Raw genomic sequence first — 23,148 nt, forward strand, 5'->3', positions numbered from 1 at the left:
GGGAAGGCGGACGGCAGAGGGGTCAGGCGGACGGGGAGGCGTCGCGGTCCATCAGGGCGAACAGCTCCTCGTCCGTAGCGTTCTCCAGGTCCAGGTCGTCGAGGTCCCCGCCGTCCTCCGCGTCGGCCCCGTCGCTCCGGCCGGTGTCCCAGCGGTCCACCAGCGCCTTCAGCCGGGCGAGCACCGAGGCCCGCTCCCCCTCGGGTCCCGCCGGTCCGGCCAGGGACCGTTCCAGGGCGGCCAGGGCCGCGTCCGGGTCGGGCTCCGCACCCACCGGCACCCGCTCGGGGTCCGGGAGTTCGGTGAGCAGGTGGGCGGCGACGGCGGCCGGGGTCGGGTGGTCGAAGACCAGCGTCGCGGGCAGCTCCAGACCGGTGCCGGCGCCGATCCGGTTGCGCAGTTCGACGGCGGTGAGCGAGGTCAGCCCCAGTTCGCGGAAGGCCCGGTCGGCGGCGACGGCGGCGATTCCGGCGTGGCCGAGCACGGCCGCGGCCTCCCGGCGGACCAGGTCGAGCAGCACCGCCTCCCGCGCCTCCGGACCGTCCGCGCCCTCCAGCCTGAGCAGCCAGGGCGCGGGCCCGGCGGCCGCGCCGCCGGTGCCGGTCGCGGCTGCCACCGATCCGGCCACCGTCGTATTGGTGACGGTCGCGTCCAGCCAGTAGCGCTGCCGCCGGAACGGATAGGTGGGCAGGGCCACCGGTCGCGGACCGGTCCCGGCGAAGACGGCCGACCAGTCGAACGCCACGCCCCGCACCCACAGTTCGGCGGCGGAGAGCAGGAACCGGTCCGGCCCGCCGTGGTCGCGGCGGAGCGTGCCCGCCACCACCGAGCGCTTTCCGGCGCCGACGGAGGCGAGGGTGTCCTCGATCGGCACGGTCAGCACGCCGTGCGGGGACACCTCGACGAACACGGTGTGGCCGTCCTCGGCGAGGCGCCGGGTGGCCTCCTCGAAACGGACCGTCTCGCGCAGGTTGGTCACCCAGTACTCCGCGTCCAGCCCGGCCGTGTCGAACCAGTCGCCGGTGACGGTGGACAGCAGCGGCACGGTGCCGGTGCGCGGCCGGACCGGGGCCAGCAGCTCCACCAGCTCCTCCCGCAGGCCGTCCACCTGGGCGGAGTGCGAGGCGTAGTCGACCGGGATCGTGCGGGCCCGGACGCCCTCCGCCCGGTAGGCGTCGACCAGTTCGGCCAGCGCCGCCGGCTCGCCGGAGACCACGGTCGCCGCCGGGCCGTTGACCACGGCTATCGAGAGCCGGTCGCCGCGGTCGGCGATCCGCTCCGCCACCCGGGCGGCGGGCAGGGCCACCGAGGCCATGCCGCCGGCGCCGGCCAGCGCCAGGATCGCCCGGCTGCGCAGGGCCACCACCCGGGCGCCGTCGGCGAGCGAGAGGCCGCCCGCGACCACCGCGGCCGCGATCTCGCCCTGACTGTGGCCGACCACGGCGTCCGGCCGCACCCCGTGCGACCGCCACAGCTCGGCCAGCGAGACCATCACCGCCCACAGCACCGGCTGGACGACGTCCACCCGGTCCAGTCCGGGGGCGCCGGGGGCACCGCGCAGCACGTCCGGCAGCGACCAGTCCGTGTGCGGGGCCAGCGCGGCCGCGCACTCCTCGATCCTGGCGGCGAACACCGGCGCGGTGTCGAGGAGTTCGACGGCCATGCCGGCCCACTGCGAGCCCTGGCCGGGGAAGACGAACACCGTGCGGCCGCTGACGTCGGCGGTGCCGGTGACCAGGGCGGCGGCCGGGTCCCCGGCGGCGAGCGCCCGCAGGGCCTCCGGATCGCCGACGGCGACGGCCCGTTCCTCCAGCGCGCCGCGGGCGGTGGCGAGGGCGTGCGCGACGTCGAGGTCCCGGCCGTCGGGCGCCGGGAGCAGCTCCGCCACCTGGGCGGCCTGGGCGAGCAGCGCGGCCGGGGTCCGGGCGGAGACCAGGTAGGGCAGCGGGCCGGGCGCGTCGGCGTCGTCGGTGGCCTCGGCGGCGACCGGCGCCGGGTCCGGGGCCTGCTCGATGATCACGTGGGCGTTGGTGCCGGACACCCCGAAGGAGGACACGGCCGCGCGGCGCGGCCGCCCCAGCTCCGGCCAGTCCCGCTGCTCGGTGAGCAGCTCGACGGCGCCCGCCGACCAGTCCACGTACGGCGAGGGCTCGTCCACGTGCAGGGTGCGCGGCAGCACCCCGTGCCGGATCGCCTGGACCATCTTGATCACGCCCGCCGCACCGGCCGCGGCCTGGGTGTGGCCGATGTTGGACTTCAACGAGCCGAGCCAGAGCGGCTGTTCGGCCGGTCGCTGCTGCCCGTAGGTGGCGATCACGGCCTGGGCCTCGATCGGGTCGCCGAGGGTGGTGCCGGTGCCGTGGCCCTCGACCGCGTCCACGTCGGCCGCACCGAGCCCGGCCCGCTCCAGCGCCTGGCGGATCACCCGCTGCTGAGCGGGACCGCTGGGCGCGGTCAGGCCGTTGGAGGCGCCGTCCTGGTTGACGGCGCTGCCGCGGACCACCGCGAGCACCGGGTGACCGTTGCGGCGCGCGTCGGAGAGCCGCTCGACCAGCAGCAGCCCGACGCCCTCGCCCCAGCCGGTGCCGTCCGCGGCGTTCGCGTACGCCTTGCAGCGGCCGTCGGCCGACAGGGCCCGCTGCCGGGAGAACTCGACGAAGGTGGTCGGGGTGGACATCACGGCCACCCCGCCGGCGAGCGCGAGGTCGCACTCGCCGGAGCGCAGCGACTGGGCGGCCAGGTGCAGCGCCACCAGCGAGGAGGAGCAGGCGGTGTCCACGGTCACCGCCGGGCCCTCGAAGCCGAAGGAGTAGGAGATCCGGCCGGAGGCCACGCTTCCGGCGGTGCCGTTGCCGAGCCAGCCCTCCAGTTCGGCCGGCACCTCGCGGACCCGCGGCGCGTAGTCGTGGTACATCACGCCCGCGAAGACACCGGTCCGGCTGCCGCGCAGGGCCGTCGGGTCGATGCCCGCGCTCTCCAGCGCCTCCCAGGTGGTCTCGAGCAGCAGCCGCTGCTGCGGGTCGGTGGCGAGGGCCTCGCGCGGCGAGATGCCGAAGAACTCGGCGTCGAACTCGGCCGGCCGGTCGAGGAACCCGCCGTGCCGGGTGTAGGAGGTGCCGGGCTTGTCGGGGTCCGGGTCGTAGAGCGCGTCGAGGTCCCAGCCGCGGTCGTCCGGGAAGTCGGTGACGGCGTCCCGGCCCTCGCTCACCAGCCGCCACAGGTCGTCCGGGGTGGCCACGCCGCCGGGCAGGCGGCAGGCCATGCCGACGATGACGACCGGGTCGTCCTCGACGGCGGTGGCGATGCCGACGGCGGGGGCGGTCCCGGCAGCGGCGGCGGGGCTCACCTCGGCGGTGGCGCCGACCAGTTCGGCCCGCAGGTGCTCGGCGAGCGCGGTCGGGCTGGGGTGGTCGAAGACCAGGGTGGCCGGCAGCCGCAGGCCGGTGGCGGCCGCGACCCGGTTGCGCAGCTCGACGGCGGACAGCGAGTCCACGCCGATGCTGGTGAACGACCGCCGGGCGCCGACCGCTTCGGCCTCGGTGCCGAGCACGGCGGACACCTCGGCGCGGACCAGCCGGAGCAGCTCGGCCTGCCGCTCGGCGTCGTCGGGCAGGGCGGCGAGCCGCTGGGCGAGCGCGGCCCGGCCGTCCGTGCCGGGGGCTGCGGCGGCGGTGCCGGGCAGTGCGGCGCCGGCGGTTCGCCGGGCGGGCCGGACCAGGCCGCGCAGCAGCGGCGGCACCTCGTGCCGGGTCCGGTCCTGCTGCGCCCGCACGGCCGCGAGGTCGAGCGGGGCCGGTACCAGGGCCGCCCGGTCGCCCAGCCGCTGGGCGGCGTCGAACAGGCGCATGCCCTCGGCGGAGCCGATCGGCCGGATGCCGAACCGGGCCAGCCGGGCGTGGTCGGTGGCGCTGAGGTGCTCGGTGATGCCGCTGGTCTCGGCCCACTGCCCCCAGGCCAGGGACTGGGCGGGCAGGCCGATCGCGCGCCGGTGGGCGGCGAGCGCGTCCAGGTAGGTGTTCGCGGCCGCGTAGCTCGCCTGCCCCGGGCTGCCGAGAGTGGCGGCGACGGAGGAGTAGAGGACGAAGGCGGCCAGGTCGTGGGACCGGGTGAGTTCGTGCAGGTGGCGGGCGCCGTCGGCCTTGGGGGCCCGGACGGCGGCCAGGCGCTCGGGGGTGAGGGCGGTCAGCACGCCGTCGTCGAGGACGCCGGCGGTGTGGATCACGGCGGTCAGCGGGTGGGCGGAGGGGACGGCCGCGATGGCGGCGGCGAGGGCCTCGCGGTCGGCGGTGTCGGCGGCCGTGACGGTCACCGTGGCGCCGAGGGCGGTGAGTTCGGTGTGCAGCTCGGCCGCGCCGGGCGCGTCGATGCCGCGGCGGGAGAGCAGCAGCAGGTGGCGGGCGCCGCGCTCGGTGACCAGGTGCCGGGCCAGCAGGGCGCCGAGGGTCCCGGTGCCTCCGGTGATCAGCACCGTGCCCTCCGGGTCCCAGGCCCGGGCCTCGACGTCGGAGGCGGCCACCCGGGCCAGCCGCGGCACCCGCGCCCGGCCCTCGCGCAGGGCGAGCTGCGGTTCGCCGCCGGCCACGGCCGCCGCGAGTACGGCTTCCGAGGCCCCGGTGCCGTCGGTGTCGACCAGCACGATCCGGCCCGGACTCTCCGACTGCGCCGACCGCACCAGACCCCACACCGGGGCGGCGGTCAGGTCCGGCGTCTCCGAACCGTCGACCGCCACGGCCTGCCGCGTCAGCACCACCAGCGGCGCTCCGGCACCGTCGTCCTGCGCCAGCCACTCCTGGAGGGCGACCAGGGTCCCGGTCACGTCCCCGTCCACCCGCAGCACCTCGCCCGGCAGCGCGTCGGCCGCGTCAGCGACCGCCACCTCCGGCCACTCGACGGCGAACAGGGTGTCCCGGCCCACGGCGGGCCCGGCGCCCGGGCCGTCGGTGGGAACCGGCCGGGTGACCAGCGATTCGACGGTGATCACGGGCCGACCGGCCGGATCGGTGGCTTCCAGGCGGTAGGAGTCGGCTCCGGTCGCGGTGACCAGGACCCGCAGCTCGGTCGCGGCGGCGGCGTGCAGGGTGACGCCCCGGTAGGCGAACGGCAGCCGGCGGGTGCGGGCGGCGGCCGGGTCGCCGTCGGCGGGGTCGCGCTCCGCGCCGTCGAGGGCGGGCAGCTGGGCGGCGGCGTCCAGCAGCGCGGGGTGCAGGCCGAACCGGGCGGCGTCCCCGGCCAGGGGCTGCGGCAGGACGGCGTGCGCGTGCAGCGTCGCGCCGTCCCGCCAGACCTCGCGCAGCCCGCGGAAGGCCGGACCGTAGTCCAGCCCGACGGCGGCCAGCAGCTCGTACGCCTCCTCGGGGGTGAGGTGTTCGGCGCCGTCGGCGGGCGCCCGGACGGTGGGCGCGGCCGCGCCGGACCGGTCGGCGGACAGCAGACCGCTCGCGTGCCGGGTCCAGGCGCCGTCCCCGGCGGCCTCCGACGGCCGGGAGTGGATCGTCACCGGACGCCCGCCGGCCCCGTCCGGCGCGCCGACCGCCACGTGCAGCTGCAGGGTGCCGCGCTCGGTCAGCACGAGCGGGGCCTCGACCACCAGCTCGTCCAGGGTACTCGCGCCCACCTCGTCGCCCGCCCGGATCGCCAGCTCGACCAGGGCCGCACCGGGCGCCAGGACGGTGCCCAGCGCCACGTGGTCGGCGAGCCAGGGGTGGGTGGCGAGCGAGAGGCTGCCGGTGAGCAGCACACCCGCCGAGTCGGCCGGGGTGACGGCCGCGCCGAGCACGGCGTGCTCGACGGCCGTCAGGCCGAGTCCGCGCGCGTCGGCGGCGGTCCGGGCGGCGGGCTCCAGCCAGTAGCGGCGGCGCTGGAACGGATAGGTCGGCAGGGCGAGCCTCGGGCGGTGCCCGCCGCCGAACAGGGCGGTCCAGTCGACCCGGTGGCCCTGGACGTGGATCCGGGCGAGCGCCGTCAGCGCCGTCCGCTGCTCGGGGCGCTCGCGGCGCAGGACCGGGACGGCGGTGACGGTGTCGTCCAGAACGGCGCCGACGAGGCCGGTGAGGGTGCCGTCGGGGCCGAGTTCGACGAAGGTCGTAGCGCCCTCGGCGGCCAGGGTGGTGACCACGTCGGCGAAGCGCACGGCCCCGCGGACCTGGCGCACCCAGTACTCCGGATCGGTGATCTCCTCCGAACTCGCCACCCGGCCGGTGAGGTTGGAGACCACCGGGATCTCGGGGCGACGGAAGGTCAGGGACTCGGCGACGGCGAGGAACTCGTCCAGCATGCCGTCCATGTGCGCCGAGTGGAACGCGTGACTGACCCGAAGGCGGCGGGTACGGCGGTCCGCGAAGCGCTCCCTGACACTCTCGACGGCCGCCTCGTCACCCGAAACCACCACCGAGCGGGGCCCGTTGACGGCCGCGACGTCCACACCGTCCACCAGCACGGCCCGCACCTCTTCCTCGGTCGCCTCCAGCGCGACCATCGCCCCGCCACCGGGCAGGGCCTGCATCAACCGCGCACGGGCACCCACCAGCACCGCCGCGTCCTCCAGCGACAGCACCCCCGCCACGTGCGCCGCCGCCAGCTCACCGATCGAATGACCCGCCACGAAGTCCGGCCGCACGCCCCACGACTCCAACAGGCGGAACAGCGCCACCTCCACCGCGAACAACGCCGGCTGCGTCCACCCCGTGCCGTCCAGCCCCTCGCCGGACTCGATCACCTCCGCCAACGGCAGACCCAGGGCCTCGGCCACCGCATCGAAAGCCCCCGCGAAGACCGGCTGCGACGCATACAACTCCCGCCCCATACCCACCCGCTGGGAACCCTGGCCCGAGAACAGGAACGCCAGACCACCCGAACCCGCCACACCCCGCACCACGTCCGCGCCCTCGGGATCACGCAGCAACGCCGCGTCCCCCAGCACCACCGCCCGCTCCTCCAACGCCGCGCGGCCCACGGCCAGCGACTGGGCGAGCTCCGCCGGATCGGCGGTGAGCGCCAACTCGGCCACCCGGTTGCCCTGTTCGCGCAGCGCCTCGGGCGAACGCGCCGACACCACGAACGGCAGCAGCGCACCGTCCACCGTCGGCACCACAGTCGTCGCCGTCGTGGACTCCTCCACCGGCGCCTGCTCGACGATCACGTGCGCGTTGGTGCCGGAGACACCGAACGCGGACACCGCGGCCCGGCGCGGACGCTCCAGCGCCGGCCACTCCCGCTGCTCCGTGAGCAGCTCCACCGTGCCCGCCGACCAGTCCACGTGCGGAGACGGCGCATCCACGTGCAGAGTGCGCGGCAGCACCCCGTGCCGGATCGCCAGCACCGACTTGATCACACCCGCCACACCCGCCGCAGCCTGGGTGTGACCGATGTTCGACTTCACCGAACCCAGCCACAACGGCCGTTCCGGCGAACGCTCCTGCCCGTAGGTCGCGATCAGCGCCTGCGCCTCGATCGGGTCGCCCAGAGTGGTGCCCGTGCCGTGCGCCTCCACCACGTCGACCTCGTCGGGCGCCAGGCCCGCGTTTGCCAGTGCCGCCCGGATCACCCGCTGCTGCGAAGGACCGCTGGGCGCGGTGAGGCCGTTGGAGGCACCGTCCTGGTTGACCGCACTACCGCGCAGCACCGCCAGCACCTCGTGACCGTGGCGCCGCGCGTCCGACAGCCGCTCCACCAGCAGCAGACCCACACCCTCCGCCCAGCCCGTCCCGTCCGCACCCGCCGCGAACGCCTTGCAGCGCCCGTCGGGCGACATCGCGCGCTGGCGGGAGAACTCGACGAAGGTGGTCGGGGTGGTCATCAGCAGCACGCCGCCGGCGACGGCGAGGTCAGACTCGCCGGAGCGCAGCGACTGCGCGGCCAGGTGCAGCGCCACCAGCGAGGAGGAGCAGGCCGTGTCGACGGTCACCGCCGGGCCCTCGAACCCGAAGGTGTAGGAGATCCGGCCCGAGGCCACGCTGCCCGCGTTGCCGATGCCGAGGTAGGCCTCCAGCTCCGCCGGGACCTGCTGGGCGCCGCTCGCGTAGTCGCGGCCGGAGATGCCGGCGAAGACTCCGGTCCGGCTGCCGCGCAGGGCGGTCGGGTCGAGGCCGGCCCGCTCGAAGAGCTCCCAGGTGGTCTCCAGCAGCAGCCGCTGCTGGGGGTCGATCGCGGGGGCCTCGCGCGGCGGGACGCCGAAGAACTCGGCGTCGAACTCGCCGATGCCGTCGAGGAATCCGCCGTGCCGGGAGTAGGAGGTGCCGGGCCGGTCGGGGTCGTCGGGCGCGTACAGGGCGTCGAGGTCCCAGCCCCGGTCGGCCGGGAACTCGGTCAGTGCGTCGACGCCGTCGGCCACCAGCCGCCAGAGGTCCTCCGGCGAGGCGACACCGCCCGGGTAGCGGCAGGCCATGCCGACGATGACGATCGGATCGGTGTCCACAGCCGTGCCGGGGGCCGGGGCGGCCGTCCGGTCGGCCCGGGAGCCGGCCTGCGGGTCGGCGTCGGCCGCGCCCCACAGCTCGTCCGCCAGCCAGTCCGCGAGCGCGGCGGGCGTCGGGTGGTCGAAGACCGCGGTCGCGGGCAGGCGGCGGCCGGTGACCGCACCGAGGCGGTTGCGGAACTCGACGGCCGTCAGCGAGTCGAAGCCCTGCTGCTGGAAGGCCCGGGCCGGGTCGACGGCGTCCGCCGAGCGGTGCCGCTGCACGGCCGCGGCCTCGGCCCGGACGACGCCGAGCAGGCTGCGGCGGCGCTCGGCGGCGGGCAGCGCGCCGAGCCGGACGACGAGGTCGGCCCCGGTGGACACGTCTCCGCCGTCCCGGTGGGCCGGACCGTCCGCGCCGTCGCGGGGCAGCAGTTCGGCCACCAGGCGCTGGTCCCGGCCCCGGAAGAGCGCCGCCCAGTCGACGTCGGCGACCACGAGGTGGCTCTCGCCCAGGTCCAGTGCGGCACCGAGCAGTTCGACGGCCTGCGCGGGCGGCAGCGAGGCGAGCCCGTGCCGGAGCAGTTGCCGTTCGGCGCCGTCGGCGGCGATCCCGGCGCCCGCCCAGTGGCCCCAGGCGATCGAGGTGGCGGGCAGTCCGGCGGCCCGGCGCTCGGCGGCGAGGGCGTCCAAGTAGGCGTTGCCGGGCGCGTAGTTGGCCTGGCCGGGGATCCCGGCGACGCCCGCGAGCGAGGAGAACAGGACGAACGCGGTCAGCGGCAGGTCCGCGGTGAGTTCGTGCAGCAGCCGGGCGGCGCCCGCCTTGGCGCGCAGGGCGGCGGCGAGCCGGTCGGCGCCGAGGGTGGGGAGCAGTCCGTCGTGCAGGGCGGCGGCGGTGTGGACGACGGCGCCGAGCGGCAGGTCGGCGGGGATCCCGGCGAGCACGGCCGCGAGCTGCTCGCGGTCGGCGACGTCGGCCGCGGCGAAGGTCACCCGGGCGCCGAGGGCGGCGAGTTCGGCCTCCAGCACGGCGGCGCCGGGCGCCTCGGCCCCGCGCCGGCCGACCAGCAGCAGGTGTTCGGCGCCGCGCGCGGCCAGCCAGCGGGCGACGTGGCCGCCGAGCGCGCCGGTGCCGCCGGTGATCAGGGTGGTGCCGCGCGGCTCCCAGGGCTGCTCCGCCGGGGCGGACGGCGCGGCGGGGGCCAGCCGGCGGGCGAAGGCGCCGGCCGGGCGCAGGGCGAGTTCGCTCTCCCGGTCGGGCGAGCGGTCGGTGACCAGGGCGGCGACCTGCTGCCAGGTGTGCCGGTCGGGCTCGGCGGGCAGGTCGAGCAGACCGCCGTGCAGGGCGGGCTGCTCGGCGGCCAGGATCGCCCCGAAGCCCCAGGTCAGGGCCTGCTCGGGGGCGGTGACGGGGTCGGTCGCGGAGTCGGCGGGCCCGGTGCTGACGGCGCCCCGGGTGAGGTACCAGACGGGGGCGGGCGCGGCCGCGTCGTCGAGGGCCTGGGCCAGGGCCACCTGGGCGGCGTGCGCCCAGGGCAGCTCGGGGTGCTCGGGGTGGGCGCCGGGGCGCAGGGCGAGCAGCGAGACGACGCCGCTGAGCGGGCCGTCCGCGGCGGTCAGCCGGGCCAGTTCGGCGGCCAGGGCGGGCCGGTCGGCGCCGGCCGTGAGAGTCGCCACGGTGGCGCCGAGCGCGCCGAGCGCCTCGGTGAGCGCGTCGGCCCACGGGTGGCGGGCCGGGTCGAGAGCCTCGTCCAGGCCCTCCGGCAGGACGAGCAGCCAGCGGCCCCCCGCGGCGGTCGCGGTCGCCGCCGGGGTGCCGACCGGCCGCCAGACGACGCGGTACCGCCAGCCGTCGGCGGCGGTGGCGGCGCGGCGCCGGTCCCACCAGGAGGCGAGTGCGGGCAGCACGGGGACCAGCCGGTCGCCGTCCACCCCGATCGCCTCGCCGAGGCGGCCGGCGTCCTGCTCGCCGACCAGGTCCCAGAACACGCTGTCCCCGGCGGGCCCGCCCGGGGCGGCGGCCAGCTCCGGGGAGCGGCTGGCGTCCAGCCAGTAGCGCTGCCGCTGGAACGGGTAGCCGGGCAGCTCGGCGTGTGCGGGCCGGGCGCCGGCGAAGGCGGCCGTCCAGTCGACGGCCACGCCGCGCACGGACAGCTCGGCGACGGAGGTGAGCCAGCGCTCGCGGCCGCCCTGCCCGCGCCGCAGCGAGCCGGTGACGACGGCGGACGCGGTGGCGCCCGGGGTCACGGCGTCGAGGGTGTCCTCGATCGCGCCGGTGAGCACCGGGTGCGGGGAGACCTCGACGAACACGGTGTGGCCGGTCTCCGCGAGCCGGCGGGTGGCCTGCTCGAAGCGGACGGTGTGGCGCAGGTTGCGGTACCAGTAGCCGGCGTCCAGGGCGGCGGTGTCCTGCCAGTCGCCGGTGACGGTGGACAGCAGCGGCACGGTACCGGTGCGCGGGCGCAGGTCGGCGAGCAGGGTGAGGAGTTCCTCGCGCAGCGCCTCGGTCTGGGCGGAGTGCGAGGCGTAGTCGATGTTGACCGGCCGGACGGTGGCGCCCTCGGCGGTGTACGCGGCGGTGAGTTCGGCGAGCGCGTCGAGGTCGCCGGAGACGACGGTGGCCTGCGGGCCGTTGACGACGCCGACGGAGAGCCGGCCGGGCCAGGCGGCGATCCGCTGCTCGACCTCGGCGAGCGGGCGCGGCACCGAGACCATGCCGCCGCGGTGGGAGATCCGGGCCAGCAGCTTGGCCCGCAGGGCGACGATCCGGGCCGCGTCGGCGAGGTCGAGACCGCCCGCGACGTACGCGGCGGCGACCTCGCCCTGGCTGTGGCCGACGACGGCGTCCGGGCGGACGCCGTAGGCCCGCCAGAGTTCGGCGAGCGAGACCATCACCGCGAACAGCACCGGCTGGACGACGTCCACCCGGTCCGGGTCGGGGCCGTCGGCGGCGCCGCGGACGACGTCGAGCAGCGACCAGTCGGTGTGCGGGGCCAGCGCCTCGGCGCAGCGGGTGAGCGCGGCGGCGAAGGCGGGTTCGGTCTCGAGCAGTCCGGCGGCCATGCCGGCCCACTGGGAGCCCTGGCCGGGGAAGACGAAGACGGTCCGGCCCGGGGTGGCGGCCCGGCCGCGGACGACGCCGGGGCCGTCGAGCGCGCGCAGGGCCCCGGCGGCGTCGGCGGCCGGGGCGACGACGACGGCGCGCTCGTCGAGTGCGGCGCGGCCGGTGGCCAGGGTGTGCGCGGCGTCGACCGGCCGGGTGCCGGGCAGCCGGTCGGCGATCCGGGCGGCGTGGGCGGTGAGGGCCTCGGGGGTGCGGGCGGAGAGCACGTACGGGAGGACGGCGGGGGCGGCGGCGGGCTCGGGCGCGCCCGGGTCGGCGGCGGGCTGCTCGGCCGGGGCCTGCTCGACGATGACGTGGGCGTTGGTGCCGGAGACACCGAACGCGGAGACGGCGGCCCGGCGCGGACGCTGCAGCGCCGGCCACTCCCGCTGCTCCGTGAGCAGCTCGACCGTGCCCGCGGACCAGTCCACGTGCGGCGACGGCGCATCCACGTGCAGGGTGCGCGGCAGCACCCCGTGCCGGATCGCCAGCACCGACTTGATCACACCCGCCACACCGGCCGCCGCCTGGGTGTGCCCGATGTTCGACTTCACCGAACCCAGCCACAGCGGCTGTTCGGCACTGCGCCCCGCACCGTAGGTCGCGATCAGCGCCTGCGCCTCGATCGGATCGCCCAGCCGGGTACCGGTGCCGTGCGCCTCGACCACGTCCACGTCCCCGGCGGTGAGCCCGGCGGAGTCGAGCGCCGCCCGGATCACCCGCTGCTGCGAGGTCCCGCTCGGGGCGGTGAGCTGGCTGGAGCGGCCGTCCTGGTTGACGGCGGAGCCGCGCAGCAGGGCGAGCACCCGGTGGCCGTTGCGGCGGGCGTCCGAGAGCCGCTCCAGGACGAGCAGGCCGGCGCCCTCGCCCCAGCCGGTGCCGTCGGCGGCGGCGGCGAAGGGCTTGCAGCGGCCGTCGGCGGCCAGGCCGCGCTGACGGCTGAACTCGATGAACATGCCCGGCGCGGCGAGCACGGTGGCGCCGCCGGCCAGGGCGAGCGAGCTCTCGCCGGAGCGCAGCGAGCGGGCGGCGAGGTGCAGCGCGACCAGCGAGGAGGAGCAGGCGGTGTCGACGGTGACGGCCGGGCCCTCCAGGCCGAGGGTGTAGGCGATCCGGCCGGAGGCGACGGAGGTGGTGGTGCCGGTGAGGACGTAGCCGTCGGTCTGCTCGGCGGGCAGGTGGTGCATGCTCGGCCCGTACTCCTGGGCGATCACACCCGCGAACACGCCGGTGCGGGTGCCGCGCAGGGCCTCCGGGTCGATCGCGGCGTCCTCCAGGGCCTGCCAGGCGGTCTCCAGCAGCAGGCGCTGCTGGGGCTCGGCGGCGAGCGCCTCGCGGGGCGAGATGCCGAAGAAGTCGGCGTCGAACTCGCCCGCGTCGTAGAGGAATCCGCCCTCGCGGGCGTAGCTGCGGCCGGCCCGGTCGGGGTCGGGGTCGTAGAGGTGGTCGAGATCCCAGCCGCGGTCGGTCGGGAAGGGGCCGACGACGTCGCGCTCCTCGGTGACCAGCCGCCACAGCGCGTCGGGGGTGTCGGCGCCGCCGGGGAAGCGGCAGGCCATGCCGACGATGGCGATCGGCTCCTCCGCGGCGGGGCCGGTCGCGCCGTCGGCGGCGGTGTCGGTGACGGCGGCGCGGGCCTCCGCGTCGCGCAGGCGGCGGCGGGTCTGGTGCAGCTCGGCGGCAACCTTGTTGAGGTAGTCGCGCAGCTTCTGCTCGTTGGTGCTCATCTCTGCGGTGCCTCTCTCAGGAAATGCCGAGCTCGTTGTCGATGAAGTCGAAGATGTCGTCGTCACTGACATCGGTGATGCGGGTGGCGAGGTCGCCGTCGCCTTCACCGGGGGGCGGGCCGGTCAGGCCGGCGAGCAGCGCGGTGAGCCGGTCGACGGCCCCGGCGCGGGCGGCCGGGTCGGCGGCGAGGGCGGTCAGGGCGCGCTCCAGCCGGTCGAACTCGACGGCCGCGTCCACGGGTTCGACCGCGTCGGCGGGGCCGGCCGGCGCTGCTGACGCTTCGGCCGGTGCCGGGGCGAGCCGCTCGCGCAGATGGGCGGCGAGGGCGGCCGGGGTGGGATGGTCGAAGAGGGCGGTGGTGGGCAGTCGCAGACCGGTCGCGGTGTTGATCCGGTTCCGCAGCTCGATCACTCCGAGGGAGTCGAACTCACTGTCCATGAAGCCGAGTTCCGGCCGGATCGCAGTCGCGTCCGGGTGGCCGAGCACGGCCGCCGCGGTGGTGCGGACCAGCGCCAGCAGCTGCCGTTCCTGCTCGGCCGCCGGCTGCCCGGCCAGTCGGGCCAGCAGCGCGGCCGGGCCGTCGGCGCCGCCCCGGGCGGCCGGGCGGGGCCGGTGCCGGGCGAGTCCGCGCAGCACCGGTGCCAGCCGGTCGGCGGGCACGGCCGCCGGGTCGAGCCGGGCCGCCACCAGGGCGGCGTCCGGGACGCCCCGGGTTCCCGGAGCGGCCGTCGGGGAGCCGAGCGCGGCGTCGAACAGCGCGAGCGCCTGCTCGTCGGTCATCGGCGCCAGACCGGTGGCGCCCAGGCGCTCCCGCTCGGCGGCGCCGAGGCCGGCCGCCATACCGCCCTCGGCCTGCGCCCAGTGGCCCCAGGCGAGCGAGACCGCGGGCAGCCCCCGCACCGTCCGGTGCTGCGCCAGCGCGTCCAGCTCGGCGTTGGCGGCCCCGTAGTTGGCCTGGCCCGGATTGCCCAGCAGGCCCACGGCGGAGGAGAACAGGACGAACGCGGCGAGGTCCTGGGAGCGGGTCAGCTCGTGCAGGTGCCGGGCGCCGTCGGCCTTGGGGCGGCCCACGGTGCGCAGCCGCTCGGCGGTGAGCGAGCCGAGCACGGCGTCGTCCAGTACTCCGGCGGTGTGCACCACGGCGGTCAGCGGGCGCTCGGCGGGGACGGCCGCGAGCAGTTCCGCGACGGCGTCCCGGTCGCCGAGGTCGGCGGCCCGCACGGTCACCTCGGCACCCGACTGCGCCAGTTCGGCGACCAGTTCGGCCACGCCCGGGGCCGACGGCCCGCGCCGGCTCGCGAGCAGCAGGTGCCGCACGCCGTGCCGGTCGACCAGGCGGCGGGCGACGAGCCGGCCGAGGGCGCCGGTACCGCCGGTGACGAGCACGGTGCCCTCGGGGTCGAGCGGGGCGGGCAGGGTCAGTGCGAGCTTGCCCGTGTGCCGGGCCTGGCTCAGCCGGCGCACCGCCTGCGGGGCCTGCCGGACGTCCTGGGCGTGCACCGGCAGCGGGCGCAGCGCGCCCTCGGCGAAGAGCCCGGCGAGTTCGGCGAGGATCGCGGCGATCCGGTCGGGGTCGACGTCGAACAGGTCGAAGGCCAGGTAGGCGGCGCCGTCGTGGTCGGCGGCGACGACGGCAGGGTCGCGCGGGTCGGTCTTGCCCATCTCGACGAACCGGCCGCCGGGGGCGAGCAGGCGCAGCGAGGCGTCGGTGAACTCGTGGGCCAGCGCGTTGAGGACGACGTCGACGCCCCGGCCGCCGGTGGCCGTGCGGAAGGCCGGTTCGAAGTCTAGGGTGCGGCTGGAGGCGACCCGGTCGCCGACCAGGCCGAGCCCGCGGAGCACGCCCCACTTGCCGGGACCGGCCGTGGCGAGCACCACCGAGCCGCCGTGCTGGGCGAGTTGGACGGCCGCCTGGCCGACGCCGCCGGTCGCGGCGTGGATCAGCACGGACTCGCCGGACCGCAGCCGGGCGAGGTCGTAGAGGCCGTGGTAGGCGGTGAGGAAGGCGACCGGGGCGGTGGCGGCCTCGGCCCAGCTCCAGCCCTCGGGGACGGGGAGGAGCAGTCGGTGGTCGGTGACGGCGACCGGGCCGAGGGTGCCCTGCACCAGGCCCATCACCCGGTCGCCGGGCCGCAGTCCGATGACGCCGGGGCCGGTCTCCAGGACGGTACCCGCTCCCTCGGCGCCGATCCGGGCGCCGCCCGGGTAGAGGCCGAGGGTGATCAGCACGTCCCGGAAGTTGAGGCCGGCGGCGCGCAGGGCGATCCGGACCTCCCCGGCGGCCAGTGGCCGGCGGGCCTCGGGGGCGGGCAGCAGGGCGAGCGAGTCCAGGCTGCCGGGGGTGGCGGTGTCGAGCCGCCAGGTGTCGGCGGCACCGGGGTCGAGCCGGTCGCCCGGGCGGGGGCGGCCGATCCTGGGGACGAGGATCTCCCCCGCGCGGAGCGCGAGTTGGGGCTCGCCCTCGGGAGCGGTGCGCTGCGCGGCGGCGAGCGCCGCACCGAGGGCGGCGCGACTCGCGGGGGTGCCGTCGGTGTCCAGCAGGACGAAGCGGTCGGGGTGTTCGGCCTGGGCGGTGCGGACCAGGCCCCAGACCGCGCCGGCCGCCGGTTCGGGGACGTCCTCGCCGGGGTGGGTGGCGACGGCGTGCTCGGTGAGCAGCGCGAGGGTGCCGGTGTGCGTGGCGTCCAGCCAGCCGTGCAGCAGGGCGAGTGCCTGTTCGGCGGTGCGGACGGGGGCCAGCACGCTCTGCCCGGGGGCGGCCCCGGCGAGGGAGGCGAGCACGGGCTGTCCCTCGACCGGGTCGGCCGGGTCGACCGGCGCGGCGGACTCGGCGGACTCGGCGGACTCGGCGGCTGAGGCTGCTGAGGCCGGGTCGGCCAGCAGGGCCCAGTCGACGGGCGGGGCGTCGGCGGCCGTCAGCGGGTGCCAGTCCAGCCGGTGGAGCGAGTCCGGGCCGGCGGCGGCCGGGGCACGCAGGGTCAGTGCGCCGACGGTAGCGACCGGCAGCCCGGCCGGGTCGGTCAGCTCCAGCGCGACGGTGTCGGGCCCGGCCGGGGTGATCCGGGCCCGCAGGGCGCCGGTCCCGGTGCCGGTTCGGTGCACGGTGACGTCCCGCCAGGAGAACGGCAGCACCGTCCGGTCGGCGTCCAGCACGACGGCGTGCAGCACGGCGTCCAGCAGGGCCGGGTGGAGGGCGTAGGCCTCGGCCCCGACGGCGGGCAGCACCGGCGGCGCGGTGACCTCGGCGTAGCGCCGCTCGCCGTCGACGGCGGCGGCGGTGAGGCCCCGGAAGGCGGGCCCGTAGTGGTAGCCGCGCTCGGCGAGGCGGTCGTAGGCGTCGGCGAGGTCGAGCGGCACGGCGGCATCGGCGGCAGCGGGCCCGGCGGAGGCGTCGGGCCCGGCGGGCTCCCCCGGGGCGACGGCGACCGCGCCGGTCGCGTGGGTGGTCCAGTCGGCGTCCCCGGAGTCCCCGGCCTCGGGCTGGGAGCGGATCCGCAGCGGGCGGCGTCCCTCCTCGTCGGCGGCGCCCAGCAGCACCTGGAGCCGCACCCCCGCCCTCGCGGCGGCCGGCAGGGCCAGCGGCGCGGCCAGGTCCAGGGTCTCCACCCGGGCGGCACCGGACCGCAGCGCGGCCTGCACGGCCAGCTCAAGGAAGGCGGTGCCCGGCAGCAGGACGGCACCGGCCACGGAGTGGTCGGCCAGCCACGGGTGGGTCCGCAGCGAGAGCCGGCCGGTGAACAACCAGCCTTCGCCGTCGGGGAGTTCGGTGACGCCGGTGAGCAGCGGGTGGCCGGTCGGGGCGAGACCGCCGGGGCCGTCGGCAGTGTGCCCGGCCGGAGTGTCCAGCCAGTGCCGGCGGCGTTCGAAGGGGTAGGTGGGCAGCTCGGGGCGGCCGGCCCCGGGGGCGGCCGGCAGGGCGGCGGCCCAGTCGACCGGCACCCCGTGCACGTGCAGCCGGGCCAGCGCCTCGGCGACGGTCGCCCGCTCCGGCCGGTCGGCGCGCAGCAGCGCCGCGATCGCCCGCGCGGGCGGGGCGGGGAGGGCCGTGTCCGCGTCGGCGAGCGCCTCCTCGGCGAGGGCGGTCAGCACGGGGCCGGGGCCGAGTTCCAGGTAGGCGGTGGTGCCGAGGCCGTCCAGGGTGCGCACGCCGTCGTGGAAGCGGACCGCCTCCCGGATGTGCCGCACCCAGTAGCCGGGGTCGGTCAGCTCCCCGGCCCGGGCGAGGCCGCCGTGCAGGTTGGAGACGACGGGGGTGTGCGGCTCCCGGTAGTCGAGCCGCTCCGCGACCGCGCGGAACTCGTCCAGCACGGCGTCCATGTGCGGCGAGTGGAACGCCCGGCCGACCGTCAGCAGCTTCACCCGCCGTCCGCGTGCCCGCCAGTCCTCGGCCAGTCGGCGGACCTCGGTCTCGTCACCGGAAAGGACCACGGACGACGGGCCGTTGACGGCGGCGATCGCCACCCGGTCGGCGAGCGCGGCAAGTTCGGGCGCGACCTCGGCCTCGGTGGCCCCGATCGCGGCCATCGCGCCGTGCGCGGGCAGCGCCTCCATCAGCCGGCCGCGCGCGGCCACCAGCGCCACCGCGTCGGGCAGGGTGAGCACACCGGCCAGGTGCGCGGCGCTCAACTCGCCGATGGAGTGGCCGATCAGCCGCTCCGGACGCAGGCCGTACGCCTGGACGGCGAGCCGGTGCAGGGCCACGTGCAGGGTGAACAGGGCGGGCTGGGTGTAGGCGGTGGTGTCCAGCAGGGCGGCCGGTGCGGTGCCGGGTTCGGCGAACAGCACCTCGGCCAGCGGCGTGGCCAGGTGCGGGGCGAACAGCTCCGCGATCTCGTCCACGGCGGCCCGGAACACCGGCTCGCCCGCGTACAGTTCGCGGCCGGCGCCCGGCCGCTGGCTGCCCTGGCCGGAGTAGAGGAAGGCCGGTCCGGACGGGCGGGCGGCCTCGGCCCGGAGCAGGCCGGGCGCGTCCTGCTCGCCCTCGGCGAGTGCCCGCAGGGCCTCGGTGCGGGCCTCGACCGGGCCGGCCAGGACGGCGGCCCGGTGCGCGAAGTGGGTGCGTCCGGTGGCCAGGGCCCGGGCGACACCCGGGGCGTCGGGCGCGACCGCGTCCAGCAGCCGGGCGGCCTGGGCCCGCAGGGCGGCGGGCGTCCGGGCCGACAGCAGCAGCGGGGCGTCGGACAGCGCCGTGTGCTCCTCGGAAAGCTCGGGCTCCTCCGGCGCGGCCTCCAGGATCAGGTGCGCGTTGGTGCCGCTGATCCCGAACGAGGACACCGCCGCCCGGCGCGGCCGGCCCGTGACGGGCCAGGCGCGCGTCCCGTCGAGCAGTTCCACGCTGCCCGCCGACCAGTCGACGTGCGGCGAGGGCGCGTCCAGGTGCAGCGTGCCCGGCAGTTCGCCGTGCCGCAGCGCCTGGACCAGCTTGATCACCCCGGTGACCCCGGCGGCGGCCTGGGTGTGCCCGAGGTTGGACTTCGACGAGCCCAGCAGGACCGGCTGTCCGCCCGGGCCCCGCTGCCCGTAGGTGGCGAGCAGCGCGCGGGCCTCGATCGGGTCGCCGAGCGCGGTACCGGTGCCGTGCGCCTCCACCGCGTCCACCTCGGCCGGGGTGAGACCGGCGGCGTCGAGCGCCTGGCGGATCACCCGCTCCTGGGCCGGGCCGTTGGGGGCGGTCAGCCCGTTGGAGGCGCCGTCCTGGTTCACGGCACTGCCCCGCAGCAGCGCCAGCACCCGGTGCCCGTTGCGGCGGGCCGCGGAGAGCCGCTCCAGCAGCACCAGCCCGACGCCCTCGGCCCAGGCGGTGCCGTCGGCGGCGGCCGCGAACGGCTTGCAGCGGCCGTCCGGGGCCAGGCCGCGCTGACGGCTGAACTCGGTGAACATGCCGGGCGAGGACATCACCGTGGCACCGCCCGCGAGGGCGAGGTCGCACTCCCCCGCGCGCAGCGCCTGCGCGGCCAGGTGGATCGCGACCAGCGAGGAGGAGCAGGCGGTGTCGACGGTGATCGCCGGCCCCTCCAGCCCGAGCGCGTAAGCGAGCCGGCCGGAGGCGACGGAGGTCAGGGTGCCGGTGAGGGCGTGCCCCTCGTACCCGGGCGGCGTCTCGTGCAGGCGCGGGCCGTAGTCCTGCGGCATCACGCCGACGAACACGCCGGTGCGGGTGCCGCGCAGGGCCGCCGGGACGATGCCGGCCCGTTCGGTCAGCTCCCAGGCGGACTCCAGCAGCAGCCGCTGCTGGGGGTCGGTCGCGGCCGCCTCGCGCGGCGGGATGCCGAAGAAGGCGCCGTCGAACTCGTCGGCGTCGTGGAGGAATCCGCCCTGGCGGGTGTAGGAGGTGCCGGGCCGCTCGCCGTCCGGGTCGAACAGGGCGTCGAGGTCCCAGCCCCGGTTCTCCGGGAACGGGCCGATGGCGTCCCGGCCGTCGCGCAGCAGCTCCCACAACTGCTCGGGGGTGTCGGCGCCGCCCGGCCAGCGACCGCTGAGGGCGACCACGGCGACCGGGTCGTCCGCCTCCCGCGCGGCGGCCGTTCCGTGAGCGGCAGGACCGGATCCCGCACCCGCACCTCGGGCTCCCGCACCGGTGGCCTCCGGCCGGGCGGCGTCCGGCCGGGCGGCGAGGAACGCCGCGACCGCGCGCGGAGTCGGCCGGTCGTACACCAGGCTGGTCGGCAGGGCGCGGCCGACCGAGCCCGCGAGGCGGTCGCGGAACTCGACCGAGGCGACGGAGTCGAAGCCGAGGTCCTTGAAGGTGCGGTCCGGGTCCACGGCCTCCGCCCCGCCGGGCTCGCCCAGCACGATCGCCGCGCCCGCGCGGACGGCGGCCAGGGCGGCGGCCTCGTCCAGGGCGGGCGCCTCGTCCACAGTGGGCGCCCCGTCCGGGGCGGGAGCCTCCGGGACGGCCACCGGCTCCTCGGTCACCGGACGGCCCGGCCCGGTCGCCACCGCGACCGGCCCGCCGTCCGGCAGCCAGAGCCGGCGCCGCTGGAACGCGTACGTCGGCAGCCCGGTGAGCCGCTGCCCCGGCCCGGACCAGGCGTGCCAGTCGACCGCGCCGCCGCGCACGAACAGCTCGGCGACGGAGCCGCCGAACTGGTCCAGGCCGCCGTGGTCGCGGCGCAGCGTTCCGGTGACCGCGGCCGCGCCGTCCGTCAACTCGCCCAGGCCGAGGGTGAGTACGGGGTGGGGGCTGCTCTCGACGAAGGCCCGGTGGCCGTCGGCCAGGGCGGCCCGCACGGCCCGGTCCAGCCGGACGGTGCCGCGCAGGTTGCGGAACCAGTACCCGCCGTCCAGCCCCGCGGTGTCGAGGCGGCCGCCGGTGAGCGTCGAGTAGAACGCGACATCACCGGTGCGCGGGCGGATCCCGGCCAGCAGTGCGGGCAGGGACTCGCGCAGCGGCTCCATCTGTGCGGAGTGCGAGGCGTAGTCGACGGGGACGAGCTTGGCCCGCACGCCCTCCGCCCGGTAGCGCTCGACCAGCGCCTCGACGGCCTCCCGCTCCCCCGAAACCACCGTCGAGGTGGGGCCGTTGACGGCGGCTACACCGATCAGGGCCGGGTTCGGCACGGCGGCGATCGCGGCCTCGACCTCGGCGACGGGCAGCGGGACGGCGGCCATCGCGCCCCGGCCGGTCAGGCCGAGCCCGGCGATCGCCCGCGACCGAAGGGCGACCACGGCGGCCGCGTCCTCCAGCGAGAGCGCGCCGGCCACCTGCGCGGCGGCGATCTCGCCCTGGGAATGGCCGATCACGGCATCGGGCCGCACCCCCGCCGCCTCCCAGAGCGCGGCCAGGGCCACCATCACGGCGAACAGGGCGGGCTGGACGACGTCGACCCGGTCCAGGCCGGGCGCTCCCGCCCGGCCGCGCAGCACCGCGTCGAGCGACCAGTCCACGTGTGGGGCGAGGGCCCGCTCGCAGTCCTCGATCTTCGCCGCGAACACCGGTGCGGTGTCGAGCAGTTCGCGCGCCATGGCGTCCCACTGGGCCCCCTGGCCGGGGAAGACCAGCACGGTGCCGCCCGACGCCGACAGCGGCGACGGCAGCACCGCCCGGCCCTGCACCAGACCCGGCAGCTGGCCACCCCCGGCGAGGGCGTCCAGACCGGCGAGCAGCTCGGACCGGTCGGTGCCGGTGACGGCGGCCCGGTACTCGAAGGCGGTCCGGGTGGTGGCCAGCGCCCGCCCGAGGTCCGCCGGCGCCAGATCCTCCCGCCCGGCCGCGAACTCCCCGAGGCGGAGGGCCTGTTCGCGCAGCCCGGCCGGGGTCCGCGCGGACAGCGGCCAGAGCGCCGGCCACGGCGTCGGCTCCGCCGGGGTGCCTCCCCCGGCCGCGCCCGGGGCCGTCTCCGGGGCTGTCTCCGGGGCGTCGGCGACCAGGACGTGGGCGTTGGTTCCGCCCACGCCGAAGGAGCTGACCCCGGCGATCAGCCGGCCCTGCGGGTCCGGCCACGGACCGGACCCGGTACGGACGGCCAGGCCGAGCCGGTCGAAGTCGATGTCCGGGTTGGGCGTACGGAAGTTGAGGCTGGCGGGCAGTCGGCGGTGGCGCACCGCCAGGACCGTCTTCAGCAGGCCGACCAGGCCCGCCGCGCCCTCCAGGTGGCCCACATTGGTCTTCGCGGAGCCGACCAGCAGCGGCCGGTCCGCCGGGCGGCCCGCGCCCAGCGCGGCACCGAGGCCGGCCGCCTCGACCGGGTCGCCGACCCGGGTGCCGGTCCCGTGCAGTTCGACGTACTGGACCAGGCCGGGGGCGACGTCCGCACGCCGGGCGGCGGCGCGGATCACCGCGGCCTGGGCCTCGGCGCTCGGCACGGTGAGTCCGTCGGTCCCGCCGTCGCTGTTGACCGCGCTGCCGAGCAGCACGGCGTGCACCGGGTCGCCGTCGGCGACGGCGCGGGCGAGCGGCTTCAGCACCAGCAGCACCGCGCCCTCACCGCGCGCGTAGCCGTCGGCCCCGGCGTCGAAGGTGGCGCAGCGGCCCTCGGGCGACAGGGCGCCGAACCGCTCGACGGTGAGGGTGGACCCGGGGGCGAGGTTGAGGTTGACGCCGGCGACCAGGGCGACGTCCGACTCGCCGGTGCGCAGGCTCTCCAGCGCGAGGTGGACGGCGACCAGCGAGGAGGACTGCGCGGAGTCGACGGTGAGGCTGGGGCCGCGCAGGTCGAGGGCGTGGGAGACGCGGTTGGCGATCAGGCCCCGGTTGACGCCGGTGAGGCTGTGCCGGGTGATCGCGTCGGCCCCGGTGGTGAGGGTGCTCCAGTCACCGGCGATGGCGCCGACGAAGACGCCGGCCCGCCGCCCGGCCAGGGCGGCGGGGAGGATGCCCGCGTCCTCCAGGGCCTCCCAGGCGAGTTCCAGGACGAGCCGCTGCTGCGGGTCGGCGGCGGCGGCCTCCCCGGCCGCGAGGCCGAAGAACTCGGCGTCGAAGAGGTCGACCCGGTCGAGCCAGCCGGCGGCCAGCCGCGGACGGGCCGCGTCGGCGAACCGGCCCGGCGGGACGGTGCCGACACTGCTGGTGCCGGTGTCGAGCAGCCGCCAGAACGCCTCGGGGTCCGCCGCGCCGGGCAGGCGGCAGGCGGCGCCGACGACGGCCACCGCCTCCGGCGGGCCGGACTGCGGGACGGACGGGTCGAGGGGTTCCAGGGGCGCCATGGTGGTTCCACTCCTGAGGGCCGGCGGCTCGGGTGACGGACCTCAGCGTTCCGTGGCACCCGGCCCACCGGCCCCCTAGCCAACCCCTGTCGAACCCCTATGACGCCTCCGACCAGGCCGGGAACGGCCTCCGGCCGCCCCGGGAGGCCGTCGGCACCCGGTGCGCCGACGGCCCGTCACCACCGGCCGACGGTCCGTCACCGCCGGGAGCCGGCCGCGAGCCGGGCGGGACCCCGACCGCGAGCCGGAGGCCGACCCCGACCGGGCCGCCGGCCGGGAG

At 77.6% G+C, this 23,148-nt stretch carries 2 protein-coding genes; both read right to left on the bottom strand.

The window, feature by feature from the left end; all coding sequences use genetic code 11:
- Window positions 1-22: 22 nt before the first annotated feature.
- Window positions 23-13,330, bottom strand: a complete 13,308-nt coding sequence (locus ACIPYS_RS05895) for a type I polyketide synthase (RefSeq protein ID WP_400743624.1) — start codon at window positions 13,328-13,330, stop codon at window positions 23-25.
- Window positions 13,239-22,868 (bottom strand): type I polyketide synthase, encoded by a 9,630-nt coding sequence (locus ACIPYS_RS05900; protein ID WP_400743627.1) that lies wholly within the window; start codon window positions 22,866-22,868, stop codon window positions 13,239-13,241. Before ACIPYS_RS05900 ends, ACIPYS_RS05895 begins: the two co-directional genes overlap by 92 nt.
- Between the last annotated feature and the right edge of the window lie 280 nt (window positions 22,869-23,148).

This window comes from Kitasatospora sp. NPDC089913, from assembly GCF_044748625.1.
Lineage (GTDB): Bacteria > Actinomycetota > Actinomycetes > Streptomycetales > Streptomycetaceae > Kitasatospora.

Excerpts from the sequence above, each read along its gene's own strand:
- ACIPYS_RS05900 (WP_400743627.1), bottom strand. The coding sequence starts at position 22,868 with ATGGCGCCCCTGGAACCCCTCGACCCGTCCGTCCCGCAGTCCGGCCCG.